We start from the raw sequence: 20,610 nt of genomic DNA on the forward strand, positions 1-20,610 counted from the left end.
CGTGGGTGTCGCCCGGGCGGGTAGGCCGCCTTGACCCTCCTTCGAACGCGTGTTCGAATTAGGCCATGCGGTGGAACGGGCAGCGAGTGGTGGACGGCGACCTGGTCGCGGCGCCGACCCTGCCCGGCCTGCCGGGGCTGGTCCGCAGCGTCCGCACCCCCGACTTCCAGGGCATCGTCTTCCACGAGGTCGCGGCGAAGTCGGCGCTCAACCGGGTGCCCGGCGAGTCGGCGATGCCCTTCCGCTGGACCGTCAACCCCTACCGGGGCTGCTCCCATGCCTGCACCTACTGCCTCTCGGCGGACACCCCCGTTCTCTTGGCCGACGGGCGCACACGGCCGATCGCGGACCTGAAGGTCGGCGACGCCATCTACGGGACCCGGCGAGTCGGCTCCTACCGTCGTTATGTGCGCACGGAGGTCCTGGCGCACTGGCTCACCGTCAAGCCCGCCTATCGGGTTGTGCTGGAGGACGGGACAGAGCTCGTCGCCAGCGGTGACCACCGCTTTCTGACCGATCGCGGCTGGAAGCACGTCGTCGGCGGGATGTGCGGCGCGGGCCGACGGCCGTACCTGACCACCGGCGCCAAGCTGGTGGGCACCGGGCAGTTCGCCGCGCCGCCCGAGGCCACGTCGAGCTACCGGTCGGGCTATCTCCGCGGCGTGATCCGGGGCGACGGAACCGTCGGCCGCTACGCCTACGAGCGGTCGAGGAGGTCGAACGGCGACATCCACTCGTTCCGTCTCGCGCTGGCGGACTTCGAGGCGCTGGACAGGGCACGGGCCTACCTGGCCGGATTCGGGGTTCCGACCTCGGCGTTCGTGTTCGCCGCCGAAGCGGTCGACCGGCGGGAGACCAGGGAGATCACGACGGCGGAGCGAGCCGCCGTCGACGCGATCAGCGAGATCATCCGGTGGCCGGCGGTCCCTGACGCGGACTGGTCGCGCGGGTTCCTCGCCGGGATCTTCGACGCGGAGGGCAGTTGCTCACAGGGAGTCTTCCGCATCCCGAACACGAACGACGAGATCATCACTGCGACCGGTCTCGCCCTGAAGCGCTTCGGGTTCGAGCACGTCGTCGAGGACCGGGCGTTGGCCGACGGGTTGCGCGCAGTCCGGCTCCTCGGTGGTCTGCCCGAGCGTCTTCGCTTCTTCCACACCGTTGACCCGGCCATCACGCGCAAGCGGACGATCGACGGGGTCGCGATCAAGTCGAACGCCCGGCTCGGTGTCGTCTCGGTCGAACCCCTCGGCATGGAGCTTCCGCTCTACGACATCACGACGGGCACGGGCGACTTCATCGCCAACGGGGTCGTCAGCCACAACTGCTTCGCTCGGCGCTCTCACACCTACCTCGACCTGGACGCCGGGCGGGACTTCGACAGCCAGGTGATCGTCAAGGTCAACGTCGGGGAGGTGTTGGCGCGCGAGCTGGCCGCGCCGCGCTGGCGGCGGGAGCACGTCGCCATGGGCACCAACACCGACCCGTACCAGCGCGCCGAGGGGCGCTACCAGCTGATGCCGGGCGTCATCTCGGCGTTGGCCGGTTCCGGCACCCCGTTCTCCGTCCTCACCAAGGGCACGCTGCTGGCCAGGGACCTGCCGCTGCTGGCCGACGCGGCCCAGGAGGTGCCGGTCGGGCTCGGGGTGTCGATCGCGTTGCTGGACCGCGAGCTGCAGGCGTCGCTGGAACCGGGCACGCCCAGCCCGCAGGCGAGGTTGGACCTGGTGCGCAAGGCGCGGGACGCCGGGCTGCCCTGCGGCGTGTTCGTCGCGCCCGTGCTGCCGTGGCTGACCGACTCGGTCGCGGCGCTGGACGACCTGTTCGGCGCGATCGCCGAGGCCGGGGCCACCGGGGTCACGGTGCTCCCGCTGCACCTCCGGCCCGGCGCGCGGGAGTGGTTCATGGCCTGGCTGGAGCGGGAGCACCCGAAGCTCGTCCCCGGCTACCGGCGGATCTACGCCCGGGGCTCCTACGCCGACGCGCGCTACCGGAAGTGGCTCGCCGAACGCGTGCGACCGCTGGTCCGCAAACACGGGTTGGAGACGAAGGGCAGCGCGCGGAAGGAAAGCCCGCTGCGCGGTATTTCCTCCGACGAGGAAGGGGACTGGCCCAACGGCGCCCTCCCCGCCGTCGACGGCCCACCCGCAGCCTGCTCCGGCCCAGGGGGCCAGGAACAACTCACCTTGCTCTGACGGAACCCCTGGAGCTGGTCGAGGTCGACGGTGACTGGGAAGGGTTCGTCAGTGGTGAACGCGCCGGTGACCGCCGGGGCGTCCTGGTAGCCGAACTCACTGGTCAGGCGGCAGGCGACCAGGGAGACAGGGCGTTCGATGTCCACGATCCAGTAGTGCGGGATGTCGGCCTCGGCGTACTCGATGTGCTTGAACTTGCAGTCCGTGCGTCGCGATCCCGGGGACACGATCTCGACCGCCAAACGGACGTCGGAGGCGCGAGCGATCCCGCCTTCCGCCTTGACCCGTTTCACGGTCGCCTTCTCCACGATGATGAGGTCGGGAGATCGCACGGTCCCCGGTTGGTCGGGCGGAGCGAGTTCGAGGTCCACGTCGACGCTCTGGATGACCTTCAGGTGAGCGGGGAGTTGCCGCTCGATCTGGAACAGCAGATTCATGGAGGCGATCGCGTGCCCCATGGTCGGGCTTGGCGAGACCACGAGGTTGCCCTCCTGGAGCTCGGTGCGGCCGTGCTCGTCCTCGCCGAGGGCCAGGTACTCGTCCACCGTCATCGGGCGGCGGGGCACGGGCTGGGACACGGCTTCCCCCTGCGTCTGGCCATCCAGTGGTTCACCGCAGGCGGTTGTAGTGGTCGCCCGGGGTGGGAGAAGCCTGCTTCGCGGCGGGGTTCACCCGATCGAGAGCGGTGAGAGGCAGGGACGGCGGCCCTGGGGGAGGAGTCAGGGGAGCGGGCCGGCGTCGACCGTGGTTCCGAGGGGGTCGGTCGGGAAGGCCCGGCGTGGGGGCGTGGCCCTGCGGTCCGCTGACAGGCGTGCGGTGATCACCGCGGTGTGGTGCTGGAGCTCGCGGCGGCCTTGGCCGGCGTCGTCGAGCGCCGGGTCGGGGTGGTCGGGGGACGGGACGGAGCTGTCCCCGTTGGTGACAGGGGTTCCTCGTTCCAGGTGAGTGCGGCGGCGTTGCTCGCCGGAGCGCGGTCCCGGGGGCGGCGGCACGGGGTCAACTCCTGGGACCCTCGTTCACCCGGTGGCGCTGTCCCCGGCCTCGGGGCGGGACGGGCGGTCGTGCAACGCGACGACCACGCGCACTGCCAGGACCAGGACCAGGACGGATACCGCTACCCACTGCCACATCGCAGCCTCCAGGACGATCGGGGTCAGGACACGAACAAGGGCGCCCGCACCGGACGCCCCATCAACGCTGACGGTACCGATTCCGAAACTCGGGTCCCGGCGTCGGCGTTACACCTGCAACCCCGTTGTTGCGCACTCGTGATCGGACGTGACCGGTGTGGGTGGCCCCGACCAGGTCGGGCCGGAAACCTGTTGGGCGGTCGGCGACCGTCGTTCGTTAGCCTTTTCGAGTCGTACCGCGCGCGTGACCCGGTCCGCGCGCGACACCGCAGGCACCAACCAAGGAGATCGACACCCGTGATGCGGACGCACGAGGCCGGAACACTCCGCGCCGAGCACGCAGGGCAGACCGTCACCCTCACCGGCTGGGTGGCCCGGCGCCGCGATCACGGTGGGGTGATCTTCATCGATCTGCGCGACGCGTCCGGGGTCGTGCAGGTGGTGTTCCGCGAGGGCGAGATGGCGGAGCGCGCGCACCGGCTGCGCGCCGAGTTCTGCGTCCGGGTCGTCGGCACCGTGGCGGGCCGGCCGGAGGGCAACGAGAACCCGGAGATCGCCACCGGGCAGGTCGAGGTGACCGCCACCGAGCTGGACGTGCTCAGCGAGGCGGCCCCGCTGCCCTTCCCGCTGGACGAGCACCTCACCGTGGGTGAGGAGGTGCGGCTCCGGCACCGCTACCTGGACCTGCGCCGCTCCGGCCCGTCCCGCGCGCTGCGGATGCGCAGCGACGCCAACCGCATCGCGCGCAACGTGCTGCACGAGGACGGCTTCGTCGAGGTGGAGACCCCGACGATGACCCGTTCCACGCCGGAGGGCGCCCGCGACTTCCTGGTGCCGGCGCGCCTGCAGCCCGGCTGCTGGTACGCGCTGCCGCAGTCGCCGCAGCTGTTCAAGCAGCTCCTGATGGTCGCCGGCATGGAGCGCTACTACCAGATCGCGCGCTGCTACCGGGACGAGGACTTCCGCGCCGACCGGCAGCCGGAGTTCACCCAGCTCGACATCGAGATGAGCTTCGTCGAGCAGGACGACGTGATGGCGCTCGGCGAGCGCGTCGTCGGCGCGCTGTGGCGGGAGCTGGCCGGCCACGAGATCGCCGGCCCGATCCGGCGGATCAGCTACGCCGAGGCGATGGCGAAGTACGGCTCGGACAAGCCGGACCTGCGGTTCGAGCTGGAGCTGACCGAGCTGACCGAGTACTTCCGGAACACCCCGTTCCGGGTCTTCCAGGCCCCCTACGTGGGCGCCGTGGTCATGCCGGGCGGCGCGGGGCAGCCGCGCAAGCAGCTCGACGCCTGGCAGGAGTGGGCCAAGCAGCGCGGTGCGAAGGGCCTGGCCTACGTGCTGGTCAACGCCGACGGCACGCTGGGCGGCCCGGTGGCCAAGAACCTGTCCGAGGCCGAGCGGGAGGGGCTGGCCGCCGCGGCCGGCGCCCAGCCGGGCGACTGCGTCTTCTTCGCGGCCGGCGAGGCCAGGGAGGCCCGCGCGCTGCTCGGCGCGGCCCGGCTGGAGATCGCGCAGCGGTGCGGCCTGGTGGACGAGAGCGCGTGGTCGTTCGTGTGGGTCGTCGACTTCCCGATGTTCGAGTCGGACGACGAGGGCGGCTGGACCGCGCTGCACCACCCGTTCACCTCGCCGACCTCGGAGTGGGTCGACCGGTTCGAGGAGGCGCCCGACCAGGCGCTGGCCTGGGCCTACGACCTGGTCTGCAACGGCAACGAGATCGGCGGCGGCTCGATCCGAATCCACCGCGGCGACGTGCAGGAGCGGGTGTTCTCGCTGCTGGGCATCGGTGAGCAGGAGGCGCAGGACAAGTTCGGCTTCCTGCTCGACGCCTTCAAGTACGGCCCGCCGCCGCACGGCGGCATCGCCTTCGGCTGGGACCGGATCTGCATGCTGCTGGCCGGCGCCGACTCGCTGCGGGACGTCATCGCGTTCCCGAAGACCGGCGGTGGCTTCGACCCGCTGACCGGCGCGCCGGCGCCGATCACGGAGCAGCAGCGCAAGGAGGCCGGGGTGGACGCCAAGCCGGCGACTGCGCAGGCCCCGCTGGAGCTGCCCAAGCACGCCCAGCCCACGCACCAGGTGTAGTCGGGGCGTGCTCCACCTCAGGGTGGTCTGCCCCGCGGAGCGGACCGAGGACGTGCTCCGGGTGCTGCGCGCGGCGCCCGGAGCCACGCACCTGGTGCTGCTGCGCGGCGCCGCGCTCGACCCGGTCGGCGACGTCGTCGAGGCGGAGATCGCCCGCGAGGCGACCGACGAGGTGCTGTCCGAGCTGTGCCGCCTCGGCGTGGACCACAGCGGCGGCATCACGCTGGAGACCATCGACACCGCGTTGTCCGACGCCGCCGACCGGGCGGAGGAGGCCGCGCCGGGCGAGGGCGCCGACGCGGTGGTGTGGGAGGAGCTGATCGCCCGCACCGGGGAGGAGTCCCGGCTCAGCGTCACCTTCCAGGCGTTCCTCACCATCGCCTGCCTGCTGGCCGCCGTGGGCGCGGTGACCAACTCCGCGATCACGGTGGTCGGCGCGATGGTCGTCGGCCCGGAGTTCGGGCCGCTGGCGGCCGTCGCGGTCGGGCTGGTCGGCCGGCGGTGGGACCTGGTGCGGCGCGCGGCGTTCGCGCTCGTCGCGGGGTTCCTGCTGGCCACCGGGGTCACCGCGGCCGCGACCGTCCTGGCCGAGGGCGTGGGGCTGTTCGGCCCCGGCGTGCTCGACCAGGGCGCGCAGCAGGTCGACTTCGTGTTCCAGGTCGGCCCGTTCTCCCTCATCGTGGCGATGCTGGCCGGCGCGGCCGGCATGCTCGCCATGACCTCGGCGAAGTCGGCCGCCCTCGTCGGCGTGTTCATCTCCGTCACCACCGTGCCCGCGGCCGGGTTCGCGGCGGTGGCCGCCGTGCTCGGCCGGTGGGACCTCTGCGGGCGGTCGCTCGCGCAGCTCGTGGTCAACATGGTCGGCATCGTCCTGGCGGCGTGGCTGGTCCTGGTGCTGCGGCGCTCGGGCTCGTCGGTCGGGGGACGCGGGTCGCGCGGCGGGCGGGCGACCGCCCGCCGGGAGGACAACGGTCGCCCGTTGGCCAAGGGTTAGGCCGTCCGACGGGCAACCGTCCGCCCACCCGACCGTTACCTGTGTGTGCCCGCGTGGGAACCGAGCGCGGTCACACTGACTGCCCGTCGGTGTCCGCGCATCACGGTGACGCGGGCGGGCTCGTTGACCGAGAGGAACGGATCGGGGACACGGGGTCACGATCCGGGGGCCGACATCGGGAGTAGGGTCGGAGGAGATGAGTGTGGAGATCACCGCCGGACCGCCGGACATCGCCGACGAGCACCCGGTCAGTCCGGAGGTGGCCGCGACGGTCAAGGCAGCCGAGGCCGTGCTCAGCCGGCGGTTCGGCGCGACTGTCCGGCTCGCCGAACCGGAGGACCTCGGCGGCAGCGGCCGGTCGGTGGTGGCGCGGGTCAAGGTCGCGGCCACCCCGTTCTCCCTGCCCAGAACCCTGGTGGTGAAGCACTACCGGAACAGCGGCGCCCTCCGGGGGCGGCAGTGCGACCACGAGGAGCTCCCGCCGGAGGGCCGCGCGGGCGTTCCGCAGGGCTCGCCCGCCGGCGCCTCGCGGGAGGCCCTGGCGCGGGTGGGCGTGGACGCGTTCACCCGCGAGGCCGCGAGCTGCCAGCTCTTCACCTCGATGACGGTGGAGGAGCGGGTCGGTCCCGAGCTGGTCGCCTACGACCCGGGCGAGCGCCTGCTGGTGCTGGAGGACCTGGGCCGGGCGCCGACCCTGGCCGACAAGCTGCTCGGCGGGGACGCCAGGGCGGCGGAGCGCGCGTTGATCGGGTGGGCCCGCTCGCTGGGCCGGCTGCACGCCACGACCGCCGGCCGGGAGGCCGACTTCGAGGCGCTGGCCCGTCGGCTCGGCCGGGCCGGGGCGGACGACCCGGTCGCCGCGCACGCGCGGGTCGCGTTGGCTGAGCTGCCGGACCTGCTCGCGGGCGCGCTCGGCGTGCCGACGCCCGAGCGGGTGGCGGAGCGGGCGCGGCGGACCGCGCGGCTGCTCGGCGTCACCCGCTACCGCGCCTTCAGCCCGTCGGACGTCTGCCCGGACAACAACCTGGTGACCAGCCGGGGCGTGCGGTTCCTGGACTTCGAGTGGGGCAGCGTGCGGGACATCGCGCTCGACGCGGCCTACCTGCGGGTGCCGTTCCCGTCCTGCTGGTGCGTGTTCGCGTTGCCGCCGGGGATGGCCGAGGCGATGGTGGCCGCCTGGCAGGCCGAGGTGCGGGTGGCCTGGCCGGACCTGACCGAGGAGGCGGTGCTGCCGCGCCTGCTCGACGCCCAGCTGCTGTGGGTGTGGGTGTCGACCTGGTGGTTCCTGCCGAGGGCCGAGGAGCCCGACCGACCGGTGGACGCGCACCTGCCGTCACCGCGGCGGTCGATCGCCCTGGTGGACCGGTGGGAGCGGCTGGCCGTCCAGTTGCGGCCGGTGTGCGCGGAGAGCGCCGGCCACGCCGAGGCGGTCGCCGCCGCGCTGCGGACCCGGTTCGGGCTCGGGGACCAGGAGCTGCCGCTGTACCCGGCGTTCCGCTGAGCCGGGCGGGCACCGACAGTTCGTCGCCCCGTCCCCGTCGTGTCACGTGGTCCTCACCGCGAGGCGTGATCGTTGCCGGGTGACCGCACAACCGGTAGGGGCAGGGGAGGCGGCGCCGTCCGCCACCCTGGTGCGCACGTTGGTGGCGTTGGGCGACTCGACCACCGTCGGGCTGGGCGATCCCCTGCCCGGCGGTGGGTGGCGGGGCTTCGGCCCGTTGCTCGCCGACGCGTTGGACGCCAGGCTCGTCAACCTCTCCTTCACCGGCGCGCGGATGGGCTGCGTGCGCGCTCGGCAGCTCCCGCGGGCGTTGCGCGCGCGCCCGGAGGCCGCGGTCATGGTGGTGGGGATGAACGACACCCTCCGCGCGGACTTCGACCCCGTGCGGTTGCACGACGACCTCGACGCCGTCGTCGGGCAGCTCACGGCGGCGGGCACCGCCGTCGTGACCGCGCGCTACCACGACCACGGGCGCGTCTTCCGCATTCCGCGCGCGCTGCACCTCGCGTTGATGCGGCGCATCGACGAGCTGAACGCGATCACGGACCGGGTGGTCGCCCGGCACGGGGCGCGGTGTCTCGACCTCCACGTGCTGCCGGGCGCCTACGAGCGGGACGCGTGGAGCGTCGACCGCCTGCACCCGTCGGAGCGCGGGCACCGCCTGCTCGCCGCCGGCTTCGCGGAGCGGCTCCTGGAGGCGGGCTGCCACGTCGCGCGACCGGTGGATCTCAGGTGTTCGGGGGGCGCCGTGGTGACGCCGGTGCACCACGCCGCGTGGCTCGTGGTGAAGGGCGTGCCGTGGCTGTGGCGGCGGGGGCAGGACCTGGTGCCCTACGCGGTGTCCGTGTTCGTCCAGGACCTCCGTCGTCGCCTGGGGTGGTGACCGGAACGGGGAGGGCGAGTCCGAGAGTGCCCGGCGATGAGAAGAAGTGAAACCAGTTCGTGTCCGTTTCGCCCATAAAGTCGTGATCTGACTCACGGCTCGCGCCCGTTCGGGCGATCGATCGGCTACTTTGGGTAGTCGAGGCCGAGATCGGCGGGGGAGACAGCGTGGGCTGGATGAGGCGGCGGTCGGCTCTGCCGGTCGTGCTGGGCCTGCTGGTCCTCGCGCTGCTCGGGGTCGGGGTGTCGGTCGAGGCGCTGGCGCTCGCCGAACCCGCTGGCTCCGGGGTCGCCTCGGAGGTCGACCCGACCGGTCGGGGGAACAAGGTCCCCGTCGAGCGCGGGGTCGCGCATCGACGTGTCACCCCGCGGAGCGAGCCGGGAGTCGGCTCGGACCGGACCGTCCGCCCGCTCGACGAGTGGTTCCGATGTCGCCGGGAAACGCGAACGGTTCCCGCGTCAAACGTGTTCGGCGAGTGGTGGCCCGAAGAGCGGTCAGTCGTGGCGCTCCAGGTGTTCCGCAACTGACGGGCAACCGCCGCGGCATTTGGCGGAAACATCGGCGAAACATTCGAAGAATTTGATGTGGATCACGGCCGCCCGGCCGGCTCCACTCTTTTCGCGCGGGTTCCGGCCGCCCTCGGCGACGCCGGCCATTCCCTCGTGTCTACCAGACCGGGGCGCGTCTGTCGTCCGGTTTGTCCCACTTTGGGAAAAATGGACGGTATGTTCCAAATCACCCGAGATGTCCGGTAGGGTGATGATCGAAGTGCGGTGAGGGGGTCCACTTCCGCCCCCGGTTCCGACCGGCCGGGCAGGAGATCCGCACCGCACGGCCCGGGCGCGCTGGCGCGGCGCCCCGGGTTCCCCGTGGGCGTGGTCGACGTCGCCCACATGCCACCGCGTTCACCGCTGGAAAACCGGGTCGAACCCTGCTGCCCGTGCTGTTCGGCATTCGGCCCGATCGGACAACGAGTGACACAGAGGCGAAGAGATGAATTTCGAGCAACTCGTCCAGAACGCCCGCGCGCACCAGACGCGGATTCCCGTCGCCCAGCGACTCCGACTCGCGGCCGGCCAGTCCCCGGTCGCCCTGTTCATCACCTGCTCCGACTCCCGGATCGTGCCGGCGTTGATCACGGGAGCGGCTCCCGGCCAGCTCTTCGAGCTGCGCACCGCCGGCAACATCGTCCCGCCCTTCCGCGCGGACCGGCCCAGCAGCGAGATCGCGACGATCGAGTTCGCGGTGGAGGAGCTGGGCGTCTCCGACGTCGTCGTGTGCGGCCACTCGCACTGCGGCGCGGTCGCGGCCCGGCAGCGGATCGACCAGATGGACCGGCTGCCCGCCGTCCGGGACTGGCTCCGCCTCACCACGGCGCCGGGCACGGCGCTCCCGGCCGAGAACGACCCCGCCGTCCGGTCGGCGGCCCAACGGCACCTGACCGAACAGCTGGCCACCCTGGCCGACTACCCGTTCGTCCGGACCCGGCTGGAGCGCGGCGCGCTGCGCCTGCACGGCTGGTTCTACGAACTGGACACCGGCGCGGTCTGGGCCTGCGCGCCCGCCGACGAGCCGGCCCTGCAGCCACTGTGACCAGGGAGAACCAGATGAGCTTCGGCAACACGATCGACCACCTGTCCCGCTGGTGGCGGCGGGACGCCACCGCCGACCTGGGCGCCTCCCTGGTCGTGTTCCTGGTCGCGGTGCCGCTGTGCGTGGGCGTGGCCGTCGCCTCCGGCGCGCCCGCCGAACTGGGGATCGTGACCGGCATCGTCGGCGGCCTGGTCGTCGGCCTGCTGCCCGGCAGCAGCCTCCAGGTCAGCGGCCCGGCCGCCGGCCTGACCGTGCTCGTGGCCGAGGCCGTCGCCCGGCACGGCCTGCCGGCCCTCGGGGTGATCGTGCTGGCCAGCGGCCTGCTGCAGATCGGCATGGGGTTGGCCCGGCTGGGCGGCTGGTTCCAGGCGATCTCCCCGTCGGTGGTGCAGGGCATGCTCGCCGGCATCGGCCTGGTGCTCCTGCTGGGGCAGACCTACCCCCTCTTCGGCGCCGCCCAACCCGGGACGACGCTGGAGAAGGTGCTGGGCCTGCCCGGTCTGGCCGCCCGGCTGGGCGAGCCGCGGATCGCGGCGACCCTCGGCGTCGGCGTGCTGGCCGTGGCCGTCGTGGTGCTCTGGCAGAAGGTCCCGGCCCGGCTGCGGCTGGTGCCGGGAGCCCTGGTCGCCGTGGTGCTGACCTCGGCGCTGGTGGCCGTGTTCGGGCTGCCGGTGGCCACCGTCCAGGTCGGCGGCCTGGGCTCGGTGATCAACCTGGTGGGCCCGCACGACTTCGGTCTGCTCGCCGACCCGGCCGTGCTCGGCACGGCGGTCACCTTCGCCCTGGTCGCCTCGGCGGAGAGCCTGTTCAGCGCCGCCGCCGTGGACCGGATGCACACCGGCCAGCCGACCAGCTACAACACCGAACTGGTCGCCCAGGGGGTCGGCAACACGGCCGCCGGCGTGCTCGGCGGGCTGCCGCTGACGGCGGTGATCGTGCGCAGCGCGGCGAACGTGCAGGCCGGCGCCCGCACCAAGGCGTCCCGCGTGTTGCACGGCGCGTGGCTGCTGCTGTTCGCGGTGTGGTTGCCGAACCTGCTCGCGCTGGTCCCGCTGACCACGTTGGCCGCGCTGCTGCTGCACGCGGGGTGGAAGCTGCTCGACCTGCGTCAGCTCGTGGCGCTGGCCCGCGCCCACCGCGTCGAGGCCAGCATCGTCGTCCTCACCGCCGGCGCGATCGCCGCGGTGGACCTGCTGGTCGGGGTGCTCGTCGGGTTGGCGGCGGCCATCGCCAAGGCGGCGTGGGACGTCTCCCACTTCCACGTCACCTGGCAGCAGGACGACGACGACCTCGTCGTCCGGCTCAGCGGCAACGCCACCTTCGTCCGCCTGCCCCGGCTGCTCGCCGCCCTGCACGAGGTCCCGTCGGCCGACCGGGTCCGGCTCGACCTCTCCGGCGTGCGGCACCTGGACCGGGCCTGCCACCAGGCGGTGGAGAACTGGGCCGCGCAACGCCGGCGCACCGACAGCGACGTGCGGGTGTCCCTGCCGGCCGAAGCTGTCGCCTAGCGCCACGGGGGTGGGGAACCACCGTTCCCCACCCCCGCGGCACTGCGGTCGCTGAGAGTGCGGCGTGCGGGGTCAGTCGATCGGGATCCAGCTCCGCCGCACGCGGTGCGTTCCCGCGCGGACGCGGTACGACCGGGCGTAGGTCACGCCGGAGTCCGCCTCCGTCCGGTCGGCGAGGTAGTACCAGTCCATCTGCGCCCCGGCCGGGGTCACCTCCAGCACCGACGGGCCGTGCGAGTCCAGCTCCACCCACCGGAGGTGCCGGTTGAGCGCCATGAGCCCGGCCTCGACCGGGATCGACGCGGTGCGCGGCGGGACGCGGAGCAGGTCGTCGATGTTGTCCGAGGTGACCGACGTGCACACGAACTCGGCGGCCACCGACGGGCTCAACGGGTACGTCCCGGCGTCCAGCGGCACGTCCGCCGCCCAGGACGAGTGGATGTCGCCGGTGAGGAACACCGTGTCGCGCACGTGGTTGTCGGCCAGCGCGCGCAGCAGGGTGCGGCGGTCGGCCGCGTAGCCGTCCCACTGGTCCGTGAGCACCGCGCCACCCTCGCGGGGCAGCCCGAGCAGCTCGGCCACCGGCCCGGTCAGGTCGGCGGGCAGCGGCGGCAGGAGCACCGGGGAGACCATCACCGACGTGCCGACGAGCTTCCACTGGGCCGTCGAGTCGACCAGGCCGTCGACCAGCCAGCGCATCTGCTCCCGGCCGGTGATCGTCCGGTCCGGGTCGTCCACCGCGCCGTCGAGCGGCTTCGCCTGCCGCGAGCGGTAGCTCCGCAGGTCGAGCAGGGACAGCTCGGCCAGCCGCCCGAACCGCAGGCGCCGGTAGATCCGGTCCCCGGCGTTGCGCACGGGCATCCACTCGAAGTACGCGCGGTGCGCCGCGGCCTTGCGCGCCGCGTAGTCGCCCTCGGTGTCCGGGGTGTGGTTCTGCGCGCCGTCCGACCACGCGTCGTTGGCCACCTCGTGGTCGTCCCAGGTCACGACGAACGGGTGGGCGGCGTGCAGCCGCTGGAGGTGCGGGTCCGTCTTGTACTGGGCGTGCCGCCGGCGGTAGTCGGCGAGGGTGAGCGCCTCCCGGGGCGGGTCGTGCGGTCGGACCGAGTGGCCGAGGGGGAAGCCGCCCGGCCCGTACTCGTAGAGGTAGTCGCCCAGGTGCAGCACGGCGTCGAGGTCGCCGCGCTCGGCCAGGTAGCGGTAGGCGGCGAAGTGCCCGGCCTGCCAGTTGGCGCACGAGACGACGCCGAAGCGCAGCCGGGCCACGGGTGCGTCGGGGGCCGGCGCGGTCCGGGTGTGGCCCACGGGCGAGAGCTGGCCGCCGTGCCGGAAGCGGTAGGCGTAGCGGGTGGCCGGCGACAGGCCGGTCACGTCGACCTTGACGGTGTGGTCGCGGTCCGGGCCGGTGCGCACGACGCCCGAGGCGACCACCGCCCCGAAGGAGGCGTCGGCGGCGACCTCCCAGCGCACCTCGACCTCGGGGCCGGCGCCCGAGCCGGGGACGGCGTCGGCGGTCGGGGTGATCCGGGTCCACAGCAGCACACCGTCCGGCAGGGGGTCGCCGGAGGCCACGCCGTGCTGGAAGGAGGTGGCCGCGTCCGCCGCGGCGTGGGCGCCGGAGGGGAGGGAGGTGGCCGCGGCGACGCCCAACGCGGCGGCTCCGGTGGCGCGTAACAGGGTGCGCCGGTCCCACGAACTGCTGCTCACATTCGGTTACTGTGCAGTAACAGAGCGGATGTGAGAAGGGTTCGGATCAGCTGTTCACCAGACGATCACCGATCGGCCCAGCGGCGTTCCGGCCGCTGACGCCCGGCTCCAGCGCGGCGGACGCCATCCCGGCCGGGCCGGCGGGTTCGCGCAGGTCGACCGGGTTGGCCGGCTGGGCCGGTTGGGGCGCCGCCGTCAGTTCGGTCCGCAGCTCCACCAGCTCGGACGCGACGTCGTGCGGCACGCACCGCCGCATCCCGGCGCGCACGCACCGCTCCACCACGCTCATGTGCTCCCGCCACAGCCGCAGGCCCCGCCGCAGCAGCACCGGGACCGGCTTGCGGGCCTCGGACACGTCCCGCACGAACCGCCGCACGAACGTCACGCTCGCGCGGGGCGCCAGCACCACGGCGTCGGCGAGCAGGCCCGCCTCCCGGCACCGCCCGACCAGCCGGTCGGCGAACAGCCCCTCGGCGAAGAACACCGGCGCGCCGTCGAGGCGCAGCTCCCGGGTGGCGACCCTGCGGTCCTCGCCGATCTCGTAGACCGGCGCGTCCACCGCGCCGCTCGCGCACAGCTCGGCGATCGCCGCGAACGCGTCGTCCACGCTCCACGCGTCGGGGTCGTCCCAGTCCACCCGGCCCTCGGCGTCCCTGGGCAGCAGCGGGTCGTCGCCGTCGCGGTAGAAGTCGTCCAGGCGCAGCACGGGCCAGCCCAGTCGGCTGGCGAGGGTGGACTTCCCGGAACCGGAGGGGCCGGCGAGCAGGACGACCCTGGCGTTGACGGCGGGTGACGGCACGGGAAACGAGTGTCGCACGTTCGGGTGATACTGCCCAAACCCCGGTCGGGTCCGCGGTCGGTCGGGGTCGGCCGGTAGCGTCGGGAACGTGGACGACGCGCTGTTCGACGAGGGGCTTTTCGACGTCGACGGCCCCACGTCCGGGCCGGCTGCCGACGCCCCCGGGCCGGCCGTCGGACTCGGGATGACCGGTTCCGCCAGCGAGCGGGTGGCGGCCAACGCGCCGCTGGCCGTGCGCATGCGCCCGCGCTCGCTGGACGAGGTGGTCGGGCAGCAGCACCTGCTCGGGCCCGGCGCTCCGCTGCGCCGGCTGGTCGAGGGCGCCGCGCCCGCCTCGGTGCTGCTCTACGGGCCGCCGGGCACCGGCAAGACCACCCTGGCGACGTTGGTCTCCCGGGCCACCGGCCGCCGCTTCGTGGCCCTCTCGGCGTTGACCGCCGGCGTGAAGGAGGTCCGCGGGGTCATCGAGGAGGCCCGCCGCCGGCTCGTCCGCTCCGGCGAGGCCACCGTGCTGTTCATCGACGAGGTCCACCGCTTCTCCCGCACCCAGCAGGACGCCCTGCTCGGCGCGGTGGAGGACCGGGTGGTGCTGCTCGTCGCCGCCACCACCGAGAACCCCTTCTTCTCGGTCGTCTCGCCGCTGCTGTCCCGGTCGCTGGTGCTGCAGCTCCGCTCGCTCACCGACGACGACGTGCGCGCGCTCGTGCGCCGCGCGCTGACCGACGACCGGGGGCTGGGCGGCGCGCTCACCCTGGAGCCGGACGCCGAGGACCACCTCGTGCGGCTGGCGGGTGGGGACGCGCGGCGCGCCCTCACCGCCCTGGAGGCCGCTGCGGACGCGGCGGCGTCCACCGAGGCGGGCGTGATCGACCTGCCCACGCTGGAGGCCACCGTCGACAGGGCGGCCGTGCGCTACGACCGCTCCGGCGACCAGCACTACGACGTCACCAGCGCGTTCATCAAGGCCATCCGGGGCTCCGACGTCGACGCGGCGTTGCACTACCTGGCCCGCATGGTCGAGGCGGGGGAGGACCCCCGGTTCATCGCGCGTCGCCTGATCGTCCACGCCAGCGAGGACGTCGGCATGGCCGACCCGACGGCGTTGCAGACCGCGGTCGCGGCGGCGCAGGCCGTGCAGCTCGTCGGCCTGCCCGAGGGCCGGCTCGCGCTGGCCCAGGCCACCATCCACCTCGCCACCGCGCCGAAGTCGAACGCGGTGATCACCGCGATCGACAGCGCGATCGGCGACGTCCGCAAGGGCGAGGCCGGCACCGTCCCGCCGCACCTGCGGGACGGCCACTACGCGGGCGCGAACAAGCTGGGCAACGCCCAGGGGTACCGCTACCCGCACAACGTGCCCGAGGGCGTGCTGGCCCAGCAGTACGCGCCGGACGGCCTCGTCGGCCGGGACTACTACCAGCCGACGGCGCGCGGCGCGGAACGCGTTCTCGCCGACCGCGTGCCCAAGCTTCGCCGGATGGTCCGGGGCGAGGGCTCCGCGTAGGCCGCGGCACGGGTTCGGTCGGGTCGCGCGCGGGTTCTCGGACCACGCGAAGAGGGGAACCCGGCGCGCGGCGGTAGCGTCCCCGAGCCGTGGACACAGTGCACATGTCGGCGCACATGTCGGCGAGCGCCGACTACCGGACAGCGCGGGCCGAGCTCGCGGCCGCCGAACGACAGCTCCGCGCGGCGGCGGAGCGGGTGGCGGCCCTGCGCGGGGCCCTGCCGCCCGGCCCCGAGGTCGACCCCGGGACGCCGCTGACCATGGCCGGCGGCAAGCCGGTGACCCTGGGCGGGCTCTTCGGCCCGCACCGCAGCCTGGTGACCTACGGCCTGCGCTTCGACGAGGGCTGGGAGCGGCCCTGCCCGGCGTCCGCGATGTGGGTGGACGGCCTGGACGCCCTGACGCCGCACCTGGCCGAGCGCGCCGGCGTGGCCGTGTTGGCCCCGGCGAGCCCCGGCCAACTGGCCGCCGTCGTCGCCCGCCGGGGCTGGAGCTGGGTCCCGGTGGTCTCCAGCCAGCCCAGCGACCTCGTCGACCGGCTCGGCCTGCGCGCCGGCGCGGGGGCCGGGGCCGGAACCGGGTCCGGCGGCCTCATGTCGGCGGTGACCGTCTTCCACTGGGGCGACGACGGCCGGGTCCGCCTGCACTGGCAGGCCACCGAGGGCGCGCCGACCCCAACCCCCGCCGGGGGCGCCACCGACGCCGGCTCGCTCGACTTCCTCTGCGCCGCGTGGGGCCTGCTCGACCTGCTGCCCGAGGGCCGGGCCGCCTGGCGTCCCACGCGTCAGGACCGCCCCCTGCCGCGTCGCTGAGCCGTCCCGGAGCCATCCCGGAGCCGTCACTGAGCCGTCACTGACTCGTCGTTGGGCCGTGCCGTCGCGGGGCCGTCGAGCCCGGGTCGGAGCGCGGAGCGCGGACCGCGCTCCGACCCGGCTTGGTGGGATCACCAGCCGTCGGCGGGCGGCAGCGCGGCGACGGTGTGCAGCGGGTTGGGCACCTCCCCCCGGGGCGCGATCGCGTGCCGGTGCGCCAGCTCGGTGTACCCGGTCTGGACGAGGCGGTCGCCGTTGAGCGGGTACCGGGCGAAGGTGGGGGAGAGCAGGTCGCCCTCGGCCATCCGGCCGGCCAGGTCGGGGTGCCGGCGGCGGTAGGACTCCACCTCGCCCCGCACCAGGCCCCACAGCCGCTCCTCGCGCAGCCCGTGGTGGTCGGCCAGCAGCACCGCCAGCGGGCGGAACACGCCTACGAGCAGGGCGTCCACCAGGTACTGCCGCAGGACCCGCCATGGCTTGCGGGGCAGCACCCGGTCGTGGGAGTCCGGCTCCGGCCCCCGCTCGGCCACCGGCTCCGCCGAGACGTTGACGTCGTCGACGAGGTCCTTGAGCACCGCGCGCCGGGGCAGCCCGTCCCCGCCCACGATCACGAGGACGTTCTCGCCGTGCGGGTTCACCGTGATCCCGTAGCGGTAGAGGACGTGCAGCAGCGGTCGGAGCAGCGCCCGGAGGAGGGCGCCGAACCACGCCTCGGCGTCGCCGCCCGCCCTGGCGACGTACTCGCCCACCAGCGGCCGGCCGGCCGGGTCGACGTGCAGGACGGCCGCCAGCGGCCAGGCCCGCTCGTCCGGGGCGAGCTCCGGTTCCACCGGCTCCCGCCAGATGCAGCCCAGCGTCTCCAGCCAGGTGTAGGGCACACCCTCCACAGTGGACAGTTGGGGGTGGCGCACGGTCACCGAGGCCACCTCGCCGAGCAGGACGGTGCCCCACTCCGCGATCGCCTTGTCGGCGCGCCAGATCCCCTTGAGCCACTGGGTGACCACCGGCGCGGCCAGCGTGCAGTGCGGCGGAATCCCGCGCCACACGGCGGTGTTGAGCACGCGCAGGGGCAGCTTGACCTGGAACCGGGACGGATCGTCCACGTTGGACATGGTGCGGACGGACTGGGTCGGCAGGTAGCGGTCCGGCGCCTCGCCCAGCTCCACGATCCGGCCCGCGGCCAGCTCCGGCGCCCACAGCGTGCGCACCACGTGGTCGACCTGCCACGGGTGCGCGGGCAGCCAGACGTAGGCGTCCGGGTCCAGTCCCCGCCCCCTGAGCGCCTTCCGGAACGCCTCGGTGGTCGCCGCGTCCAGCTCCCGCTCCCGCACGCCCCGCTCGGACAGCTCGGGCGTGCCGCGGAACTCGGCCAGCCCCCGGTGCACGGCGAGCCAGGGCAGCCGCAGCGGCCGGCGCGACTCGGGCGCGTACGCCGCGAGGTCGGCCGCCGAGAATCCCACCCGCCCCTTGTTGGCGACCAGCCACGGGTGCCCGGTGAGGTGGCCCTCCAGCTCCGCGTGCCCGAGCTCGGCCAGCTCCCCGGCCGGCAGCGCGGTGGCCGCCGCGGCGACGTCGGCGGTCAGGGTGGCCGTCACCTCGTTGAGGTAGCCGGCGAGCGTCACCGGCGCGACCCCGACCGTCGGGGCGGCGTCGACCAGGAACTGCTGCACGTCCTCGGCGGCCTGGCCGACGTCGTCGCCGAGGATGCCCGCCGCGCTCCTGCGCGCCGATCCCGGCTCCACGAGCCACCCGCCGAACGCCGTGCGCCGCGCGCGGAAGGTGTAGGTGGCTCGTGGCAGGCGCAGCGCGTACCGGTCCTGGCCGAGGGGCTCGGGGTCGAGCATCGCCTCGAAGGACAGCTCCCCGATCGCCTTGGCCAACAACGCCCGCGACGCCTCCCGCCACCGCTCCGCGCTCACCGGTCGCCTCCCGGGGCCGCGAAGGTCGTGAACGCGGTCCGCTTCGGCAGGCGGTAGGCCTCCCTGCCGGTCACGGCGTTGAGGATCGTGGCGTTGCGCACCGCGCCGACGTCCAGGTTGGGTGTGGCGACGCCGTGGCTGTGCAGCTCGGCGTTGGCCACGAAGATCCGCCGGCCGGCGGCCTCGTCGGCCAGGTCGAGCGAGTGGTCCAGCCGGACCAGGGGGCGGCCCCGGTCGTCCCGCCGGACCAGGTGCTCGACCGGGGCCAGGAAGGTCGGGCGGCGCGGCGCGTAGCCGGTGGCCGCGACCACGAGGTCGGTGCGGTGCTCGAAGAGGCGCCCGGTGTCCCGGTGCCGGCAGGTGAGCACGGGACGGCCGTGCGCGTCGGTCGCCGACGCCTCCACCGCGACCCCGCACCGCAGCTCCACGTCGGCGAGCCCGTGCTCCAGCTCCCTGCGGTAGAGCAGCTCGTGAATCTCGTCCAGGGTCGCGGTCGAGATCCCCTTGTAGAACTGCCACTGCTCGGCGGTGAGCTGGTCCCTGCGCTCCTGCGGCAGCGCGTGGAAGTACCGCATGTAGGCCGGTGTGGTCATCTCCAGCACCAGCTTCGTGTAGTCCAGCGGCGCGAAGGACGGCGTCCTGGTCAGCCAGCTCACCGCCGGCCCGCCGGAGAGGTTGCGGCGCAACAGGTCCACCACGACCTCGGCCCCGGACTGGCCGGAGCCGATCACCGTCACGTGCCGTGCTTCGTCCACATCGGACAGTCGGTTCAGGTAGTCGGCGGTGTGCGTGAGGCGCCCGCCGGGCAGGTCGGCCAGCGCGGTCGGCACGAACGGCTCGGTGCCCACCCCCAGCACGAGGTTGTCGGCCAGCATGCGCAGGCGCGCGCCGTCGCCCCGCACCACGTGCACGCTGAACCGCTGGGACTCGGCGCACCACCGCACGCCCTCCACCCGGTGCGAGAACCGCACCGAGGGCAGCCGGGCCGCCGCCCAGCGCAGGTAGTCCTCGTACTCGCGCCGGGTCGGGTGGAAGTCCTGGCGGATGGTGAACGGGTACAGCCGGTCCTGGTCGTGCAGGTAGGCCAGGAACGACAGCGGGTGCGTCGGCGCGACCAGGGTGACCAGGTCGGCCAGGAAGTTCACCTGGAGCGAGGCGTCGTCGAACATCATCCCGCGGTGCCAGTGCAGCTCGGGCCGCGCCTCCAGCACCACCAGGTCGAGGTCGTCCACAGTGGACGCCAGGGCGGCCAGCCCCAGATTGCACGGGCCGCAGCCGACGGCCACCACGTCGTGCTCGGTCGTCGGGACGGGTTCGGTCTCGGGTCGGGTGCTCAACGCGGCAGGTCCTCCTCGGTGCGGGGGTACACGAGCAGCACGGCGGTCTTGTCCGGCAGCCGGACCTCGCCGACGGCGACGAAGCCGGCGGCCAGGAAGGCCCTGATCGACGGGCCGTTGCCCACGTCGGGCTCGGCCACGACCCTGGCGCACGCCGGGTCGGCGGCGAGCAGGCCCTGGGCGACCTCCCGCAGCAGGGCCCGCCCGAGGCCGCGGCCGGTCCGGCCCAGCTCGCCGACGGCCACGTGCACGCCCAGGTCGTGCGGGCGGTGCGGGTAGCGGCCGGCGAGCTGGTCCATGGCCACCCGGTAGACCTCCAGGTAGGCCACCGGGTCGTCGTCGAGCGAGACCAGGCACGGCAGCGAGTGGACGCCGGCGAGCTGGCCGGCCAGCTCCGCCGCCCACCGGGGCAGGGGCCACGCCTGCTGCCAGAACGCCGCCACGTGCGGCGCGAGCATCCAGCGGTGCACCAGCTCCAGGTCGCCGCCCTCGGGGCGCGCCGCGCGCGCCGACCACGGCGGGGCCAGCCGGGGCAGCGGCGGGCCGGGCGGCGCCGGGTCCGCCTCCCCTCCCGCCGGCCGACTGTCCACAGTGGACACGCGGCTCGTTCGGCTCGTTTCGCTTGTGCGGCTTGTGGGAG

General features: G+C 73.9%; 16 protein-coding genes and 1 pseudogene. 10 read left to right on the forward strand and 7 right to left on the reverse strand.

The annotated features are described in order from the left end of the window. Nucleotides 1–65 precede the first annotated feature (65 nt). Nucleotides 66–2,195: an intein-containing Rv2578c family radical SAM protein gene (locus BUE43_RS21210; protein WP_073485841.1), complete on the forward strand. Its 2,130-nt coding sequence runs from the start codon at nt 66–68 to the stop codon at nt 2,193–2,195. Nucleotides 2,196–2,281: 86 nt separating this feature from the next. Here BUE43_RS21210 and BUE43_RS21215 read toward each other — a convergent pair. Beyond that, nucleotides 2,282–2,746 (reverse strand): annotated as a pseudogene (locus tag BUE43_RS21215) (Uma2 family endonuclease); the annotation flags it as partial. A gap of 168 nt (nt 2,747–2,914) precedes the next feature. Further along, a complete protein-coding gene (locus BUE43_RS21220) occupies nt 2,915–3,187 on the reverse strand; it encodes a hypothetical protein (RefSeq protein ID WP_073485845.1) in 273 nt (90 codons plus the stop codon). A gap of 435 nt (nt 3,188–3,622) precedes the next feature. Between BUE43_RS21220 and aspS the strand changes: the two genes are divergently transcribed. The 7 genes from aspS (at nt 3,623) to BUE43_RS21255 (ending at nt 11,892) form a co-directional block, all read left to right on the forward strand. Beyond that, nucleotides 3,623–5,413, forward strand: a complete 1,791-nt coding sequence (gene aspS, locus BUE43_RS21225) for an aspartate--tRNA ligase (protein WP_073485847.1) — start codon at nt 3,623–3,625, stop codon at nt 5,411–5,413. Nucleotides 5,414–5,420: 7 nt separating this feature from the next. Further along, a complete protein-coding gene (locus BUE43_RS21230; protein ID WP_073485848.1) occupies nt 5,421–6,407 on the forward strand; it encodes a DUF389 domain-containing protein in 987 nt (328 codons plus the stop codon). 196 nt (nt 6,408–6,603) lie between these two features. Then, nucleotides 6,604–7,908 carry a phosphotransferase family protein gene (locus BUE43_RS35260; RefSeq protein WP_073485850.1) on the forward strand — a complete coding sequence of 435 codons (1,305 nt, stop codon included), beginning with the start codon at nt 6,604–6,606 and terminating at the stop codon, nt 7,906–7,908. A gap of 79 nt (nt 7,909–7,987) precedes the next feature. After that, on the forward strand, nt 7,988–8,791 hold the full coding sequence (locus BUE43_RS21240) for an SGNH/GDSL hydrolase family protein (RefSeq protein ID WP_200797612.1): 804 nt from the start codon (nt 7,988–7,990) through the stop codon (nt 8,789–8,791). A gap of 176 nt (nt 8,792–8,967) precedes the next feature. Continuing rightward, nucleotides 8,968–9,318, forward strand: coding sequence for a hypothetical protein (locus tag BUE43_RS21245; protein ID WP_143174278.1), 351 nt, complete (start codon nt 8,968–8,970; stop codon nt 9,316–9,318). A gap of 466 nt (nt 9,319–9,784) precedes the next feature. After that, on the forward strand, nt 9,785–10,384 hold the full coding sequence (locus tag BUE43_RS21250; protein ID WP_073485854.1) for a carbonic anhydrase: 600 nt from the start codon (nt 9,785–9,787) through the stop codon (nt 10,382–10,384). A 14-nt stretch (nt 10,385–10,398) separates the two neighbouring features. Further along, complete coding sequence (locus BUE43_RS21255; protein WP_083959969.1) at nt 10,399–11,892, forward strand: SulP family inorganic anion transporter; 1,494 nt, start codon at nt 10,399–10,401, stop codon at nt 11,890–11,892. A 72-nt stretch (nt 11,893–11,964) separates the two neighbouring features. On the opposite strand, the gene BUE43_RS21260 is transcribed toward BUE43_RS21255, so the two are convergent. Then, the gene (locus BUE43_RS21260; RefSeq protein WP_073485856.1) at nt 11,965–13,599 is read right to left on the reverse strand and encodes an alkaline phosphatase D family protein; all 1,635 of its coding nucleotides are present in this window, start codon (nt 13,597–13,599) and stop codon (nt 11,965–11,967) included. 46 nt (nt 13,600–13,645) lie between these two features. Further along, nucleotides 13,646–14,398 (reverse strand): uridine kinase family protein, encoded by a 753-nt coding sequence (locus tag BUE43_RS21265; RefSeq protein WP_234995821.1) that lies wholly within the window; start codon nt 14,396–14,398, stop codon nt 13,646–13,648. Between the two features lie 184 nt (nt 14,399–14,582). Between BUE43_RS21265 and BUE43_RS21270 the strand changes: the two genes are divergently transcribed. Both BUE43_RS21270 and BUE43_RS21275 read left to right on the forward strand, forming a co-directional pair. Further along, complete coding sequence (locus tag BUE43_RS21270) at nt 14,583–15,902, forward strand: replication-associated recombination protein A (protein WP_073486201.1); 1,320 nt, start codon at nt 14,583–14,585, stop codon at nt 15,900–15,902. An 89-nt stretch (nt 15,903–15,991) separates the two neighbouring features. Continuing rightward, nucleotides 15,992–16,714 carry a DUF899 family protein gene (locus tag BUE43_RS21275; protein WP_143174279.1) on the forward strand — a complete coding sequence of 241 codons (723 nt, stop codon included), beginning with the start codon at nt 15,992–15,994 and terminating at the stop codon, nt 16,712–16,714. A 131-nt stretch (nt 16,715–16,845) separates the two neighbouring features. Here the strand turns inward: BUE43_RS21275 and BUE43_RS21280 are convergent, their stop codons facing one another. From BUE43_RS21280 to BUE43_RS21290, 3 genes are read right to left on the reverse strand one after another with little or no spacing between them, the layout of a single operon-like run. Next, nucleotides 16,846–18,633, reverse strand: a complete 1,788-nt coding sequence (locus BUE43_RS21280; RefSeq protein ID WP_073485860.1) for an IucA/IucC family protein — start codon at nt 18,631–18,633, stop codon at nt 16,846–16,848. Then, nucleotides 18,630–19,970: a lysine N(6)-hydroxylase/L-ornithine N(5)-oxygenase family protein gene (locus BUE43_RS21285; RefSeq protein ID WP_073485862.1), complete on the reverse strand. Its 1,341-nt coding sequence runs from the start codon at nt 19,968–19,970 to the stop codon at nt 18,630–18,632. Before BUE43_RS21285 ends, BUE43_RS21280 begins: the two co-directional genes overlap by 4 nt. After that, nucleotides 19,967–20,569 (reverse strand): GNAT family N-acetyltransferase, encoded by a 603-nt coding sequence (locus tag BUE43_RS21290; RefSeq protein WP_234995822.1) that lies wholly within the window; start codon nt 20,567–20,569, stop codon nt 19,967–19,969. The genes BUE43_RS21285 and BUE43_RS21290 overlap by 4 nt, the downstream gene beginning before the upstream one ends. Nucleotides 20,570–20,610: the final 41 nt, after the last annotated feature.

The sequence above is a fragment of the Streptoalloteichus hindustanus genome (assembly GCF_900129375.1).
In the GTDB taxonomy this organism is placed as follows: Bacteria; Actinomycetota; Actinomycetes; order Mycobacteriales; family Pseudonocardiaceae; genus Streptoalloteichus; species Streptoalloteichus hindustanus.

Bases quoted from the DNA above. Each gene is read 5' to 3' on its own strand.
- BUE43_RS21255 (WP_083959969.1), top strand. From the start codon at position 10,399: ATGAGCTTCGGCAACACGATCGACCACCTGTCCCGCTGGTGGCGGCGG.
- BUE43_RS21245 (WP_143174278.1), top strand. From the start codon at position 8,968: ATGAGGCGGCGGTCGGCTCTGCCGGTCGTGCTGGGCCTGCTGGTCCTC.
- BUE43_RS21270 (WP_073486201.1), top strand. From the start codon at position 14,583: ATGACCGGTTCCGCCAGCGAGCGGGTGGCGGCCAACGCGCCGCTGGCC.
- BUE43_RS21210 (WP_073485841.1), top strand. From the start codon at position 66: ATGCGGTGGAACGGGCAGCGAGTGGTGGACGGCGACCTGGTCGCGGCG.
- BUE43_RS21250 (WP_073485854.1), top strand. From the start codon at position 9,785: ATGAATTTCGAGCAACTCGTCCAGAACGCCCGCGCGCACCAGACGCGG.
- BUE43_RS35260 (WP_073485850.1), top strand. From the start codon at position 6,604: ATGAGTGTGGAGATCACCGCCGGACCGCCGGACATCGCCGACGAGCAC.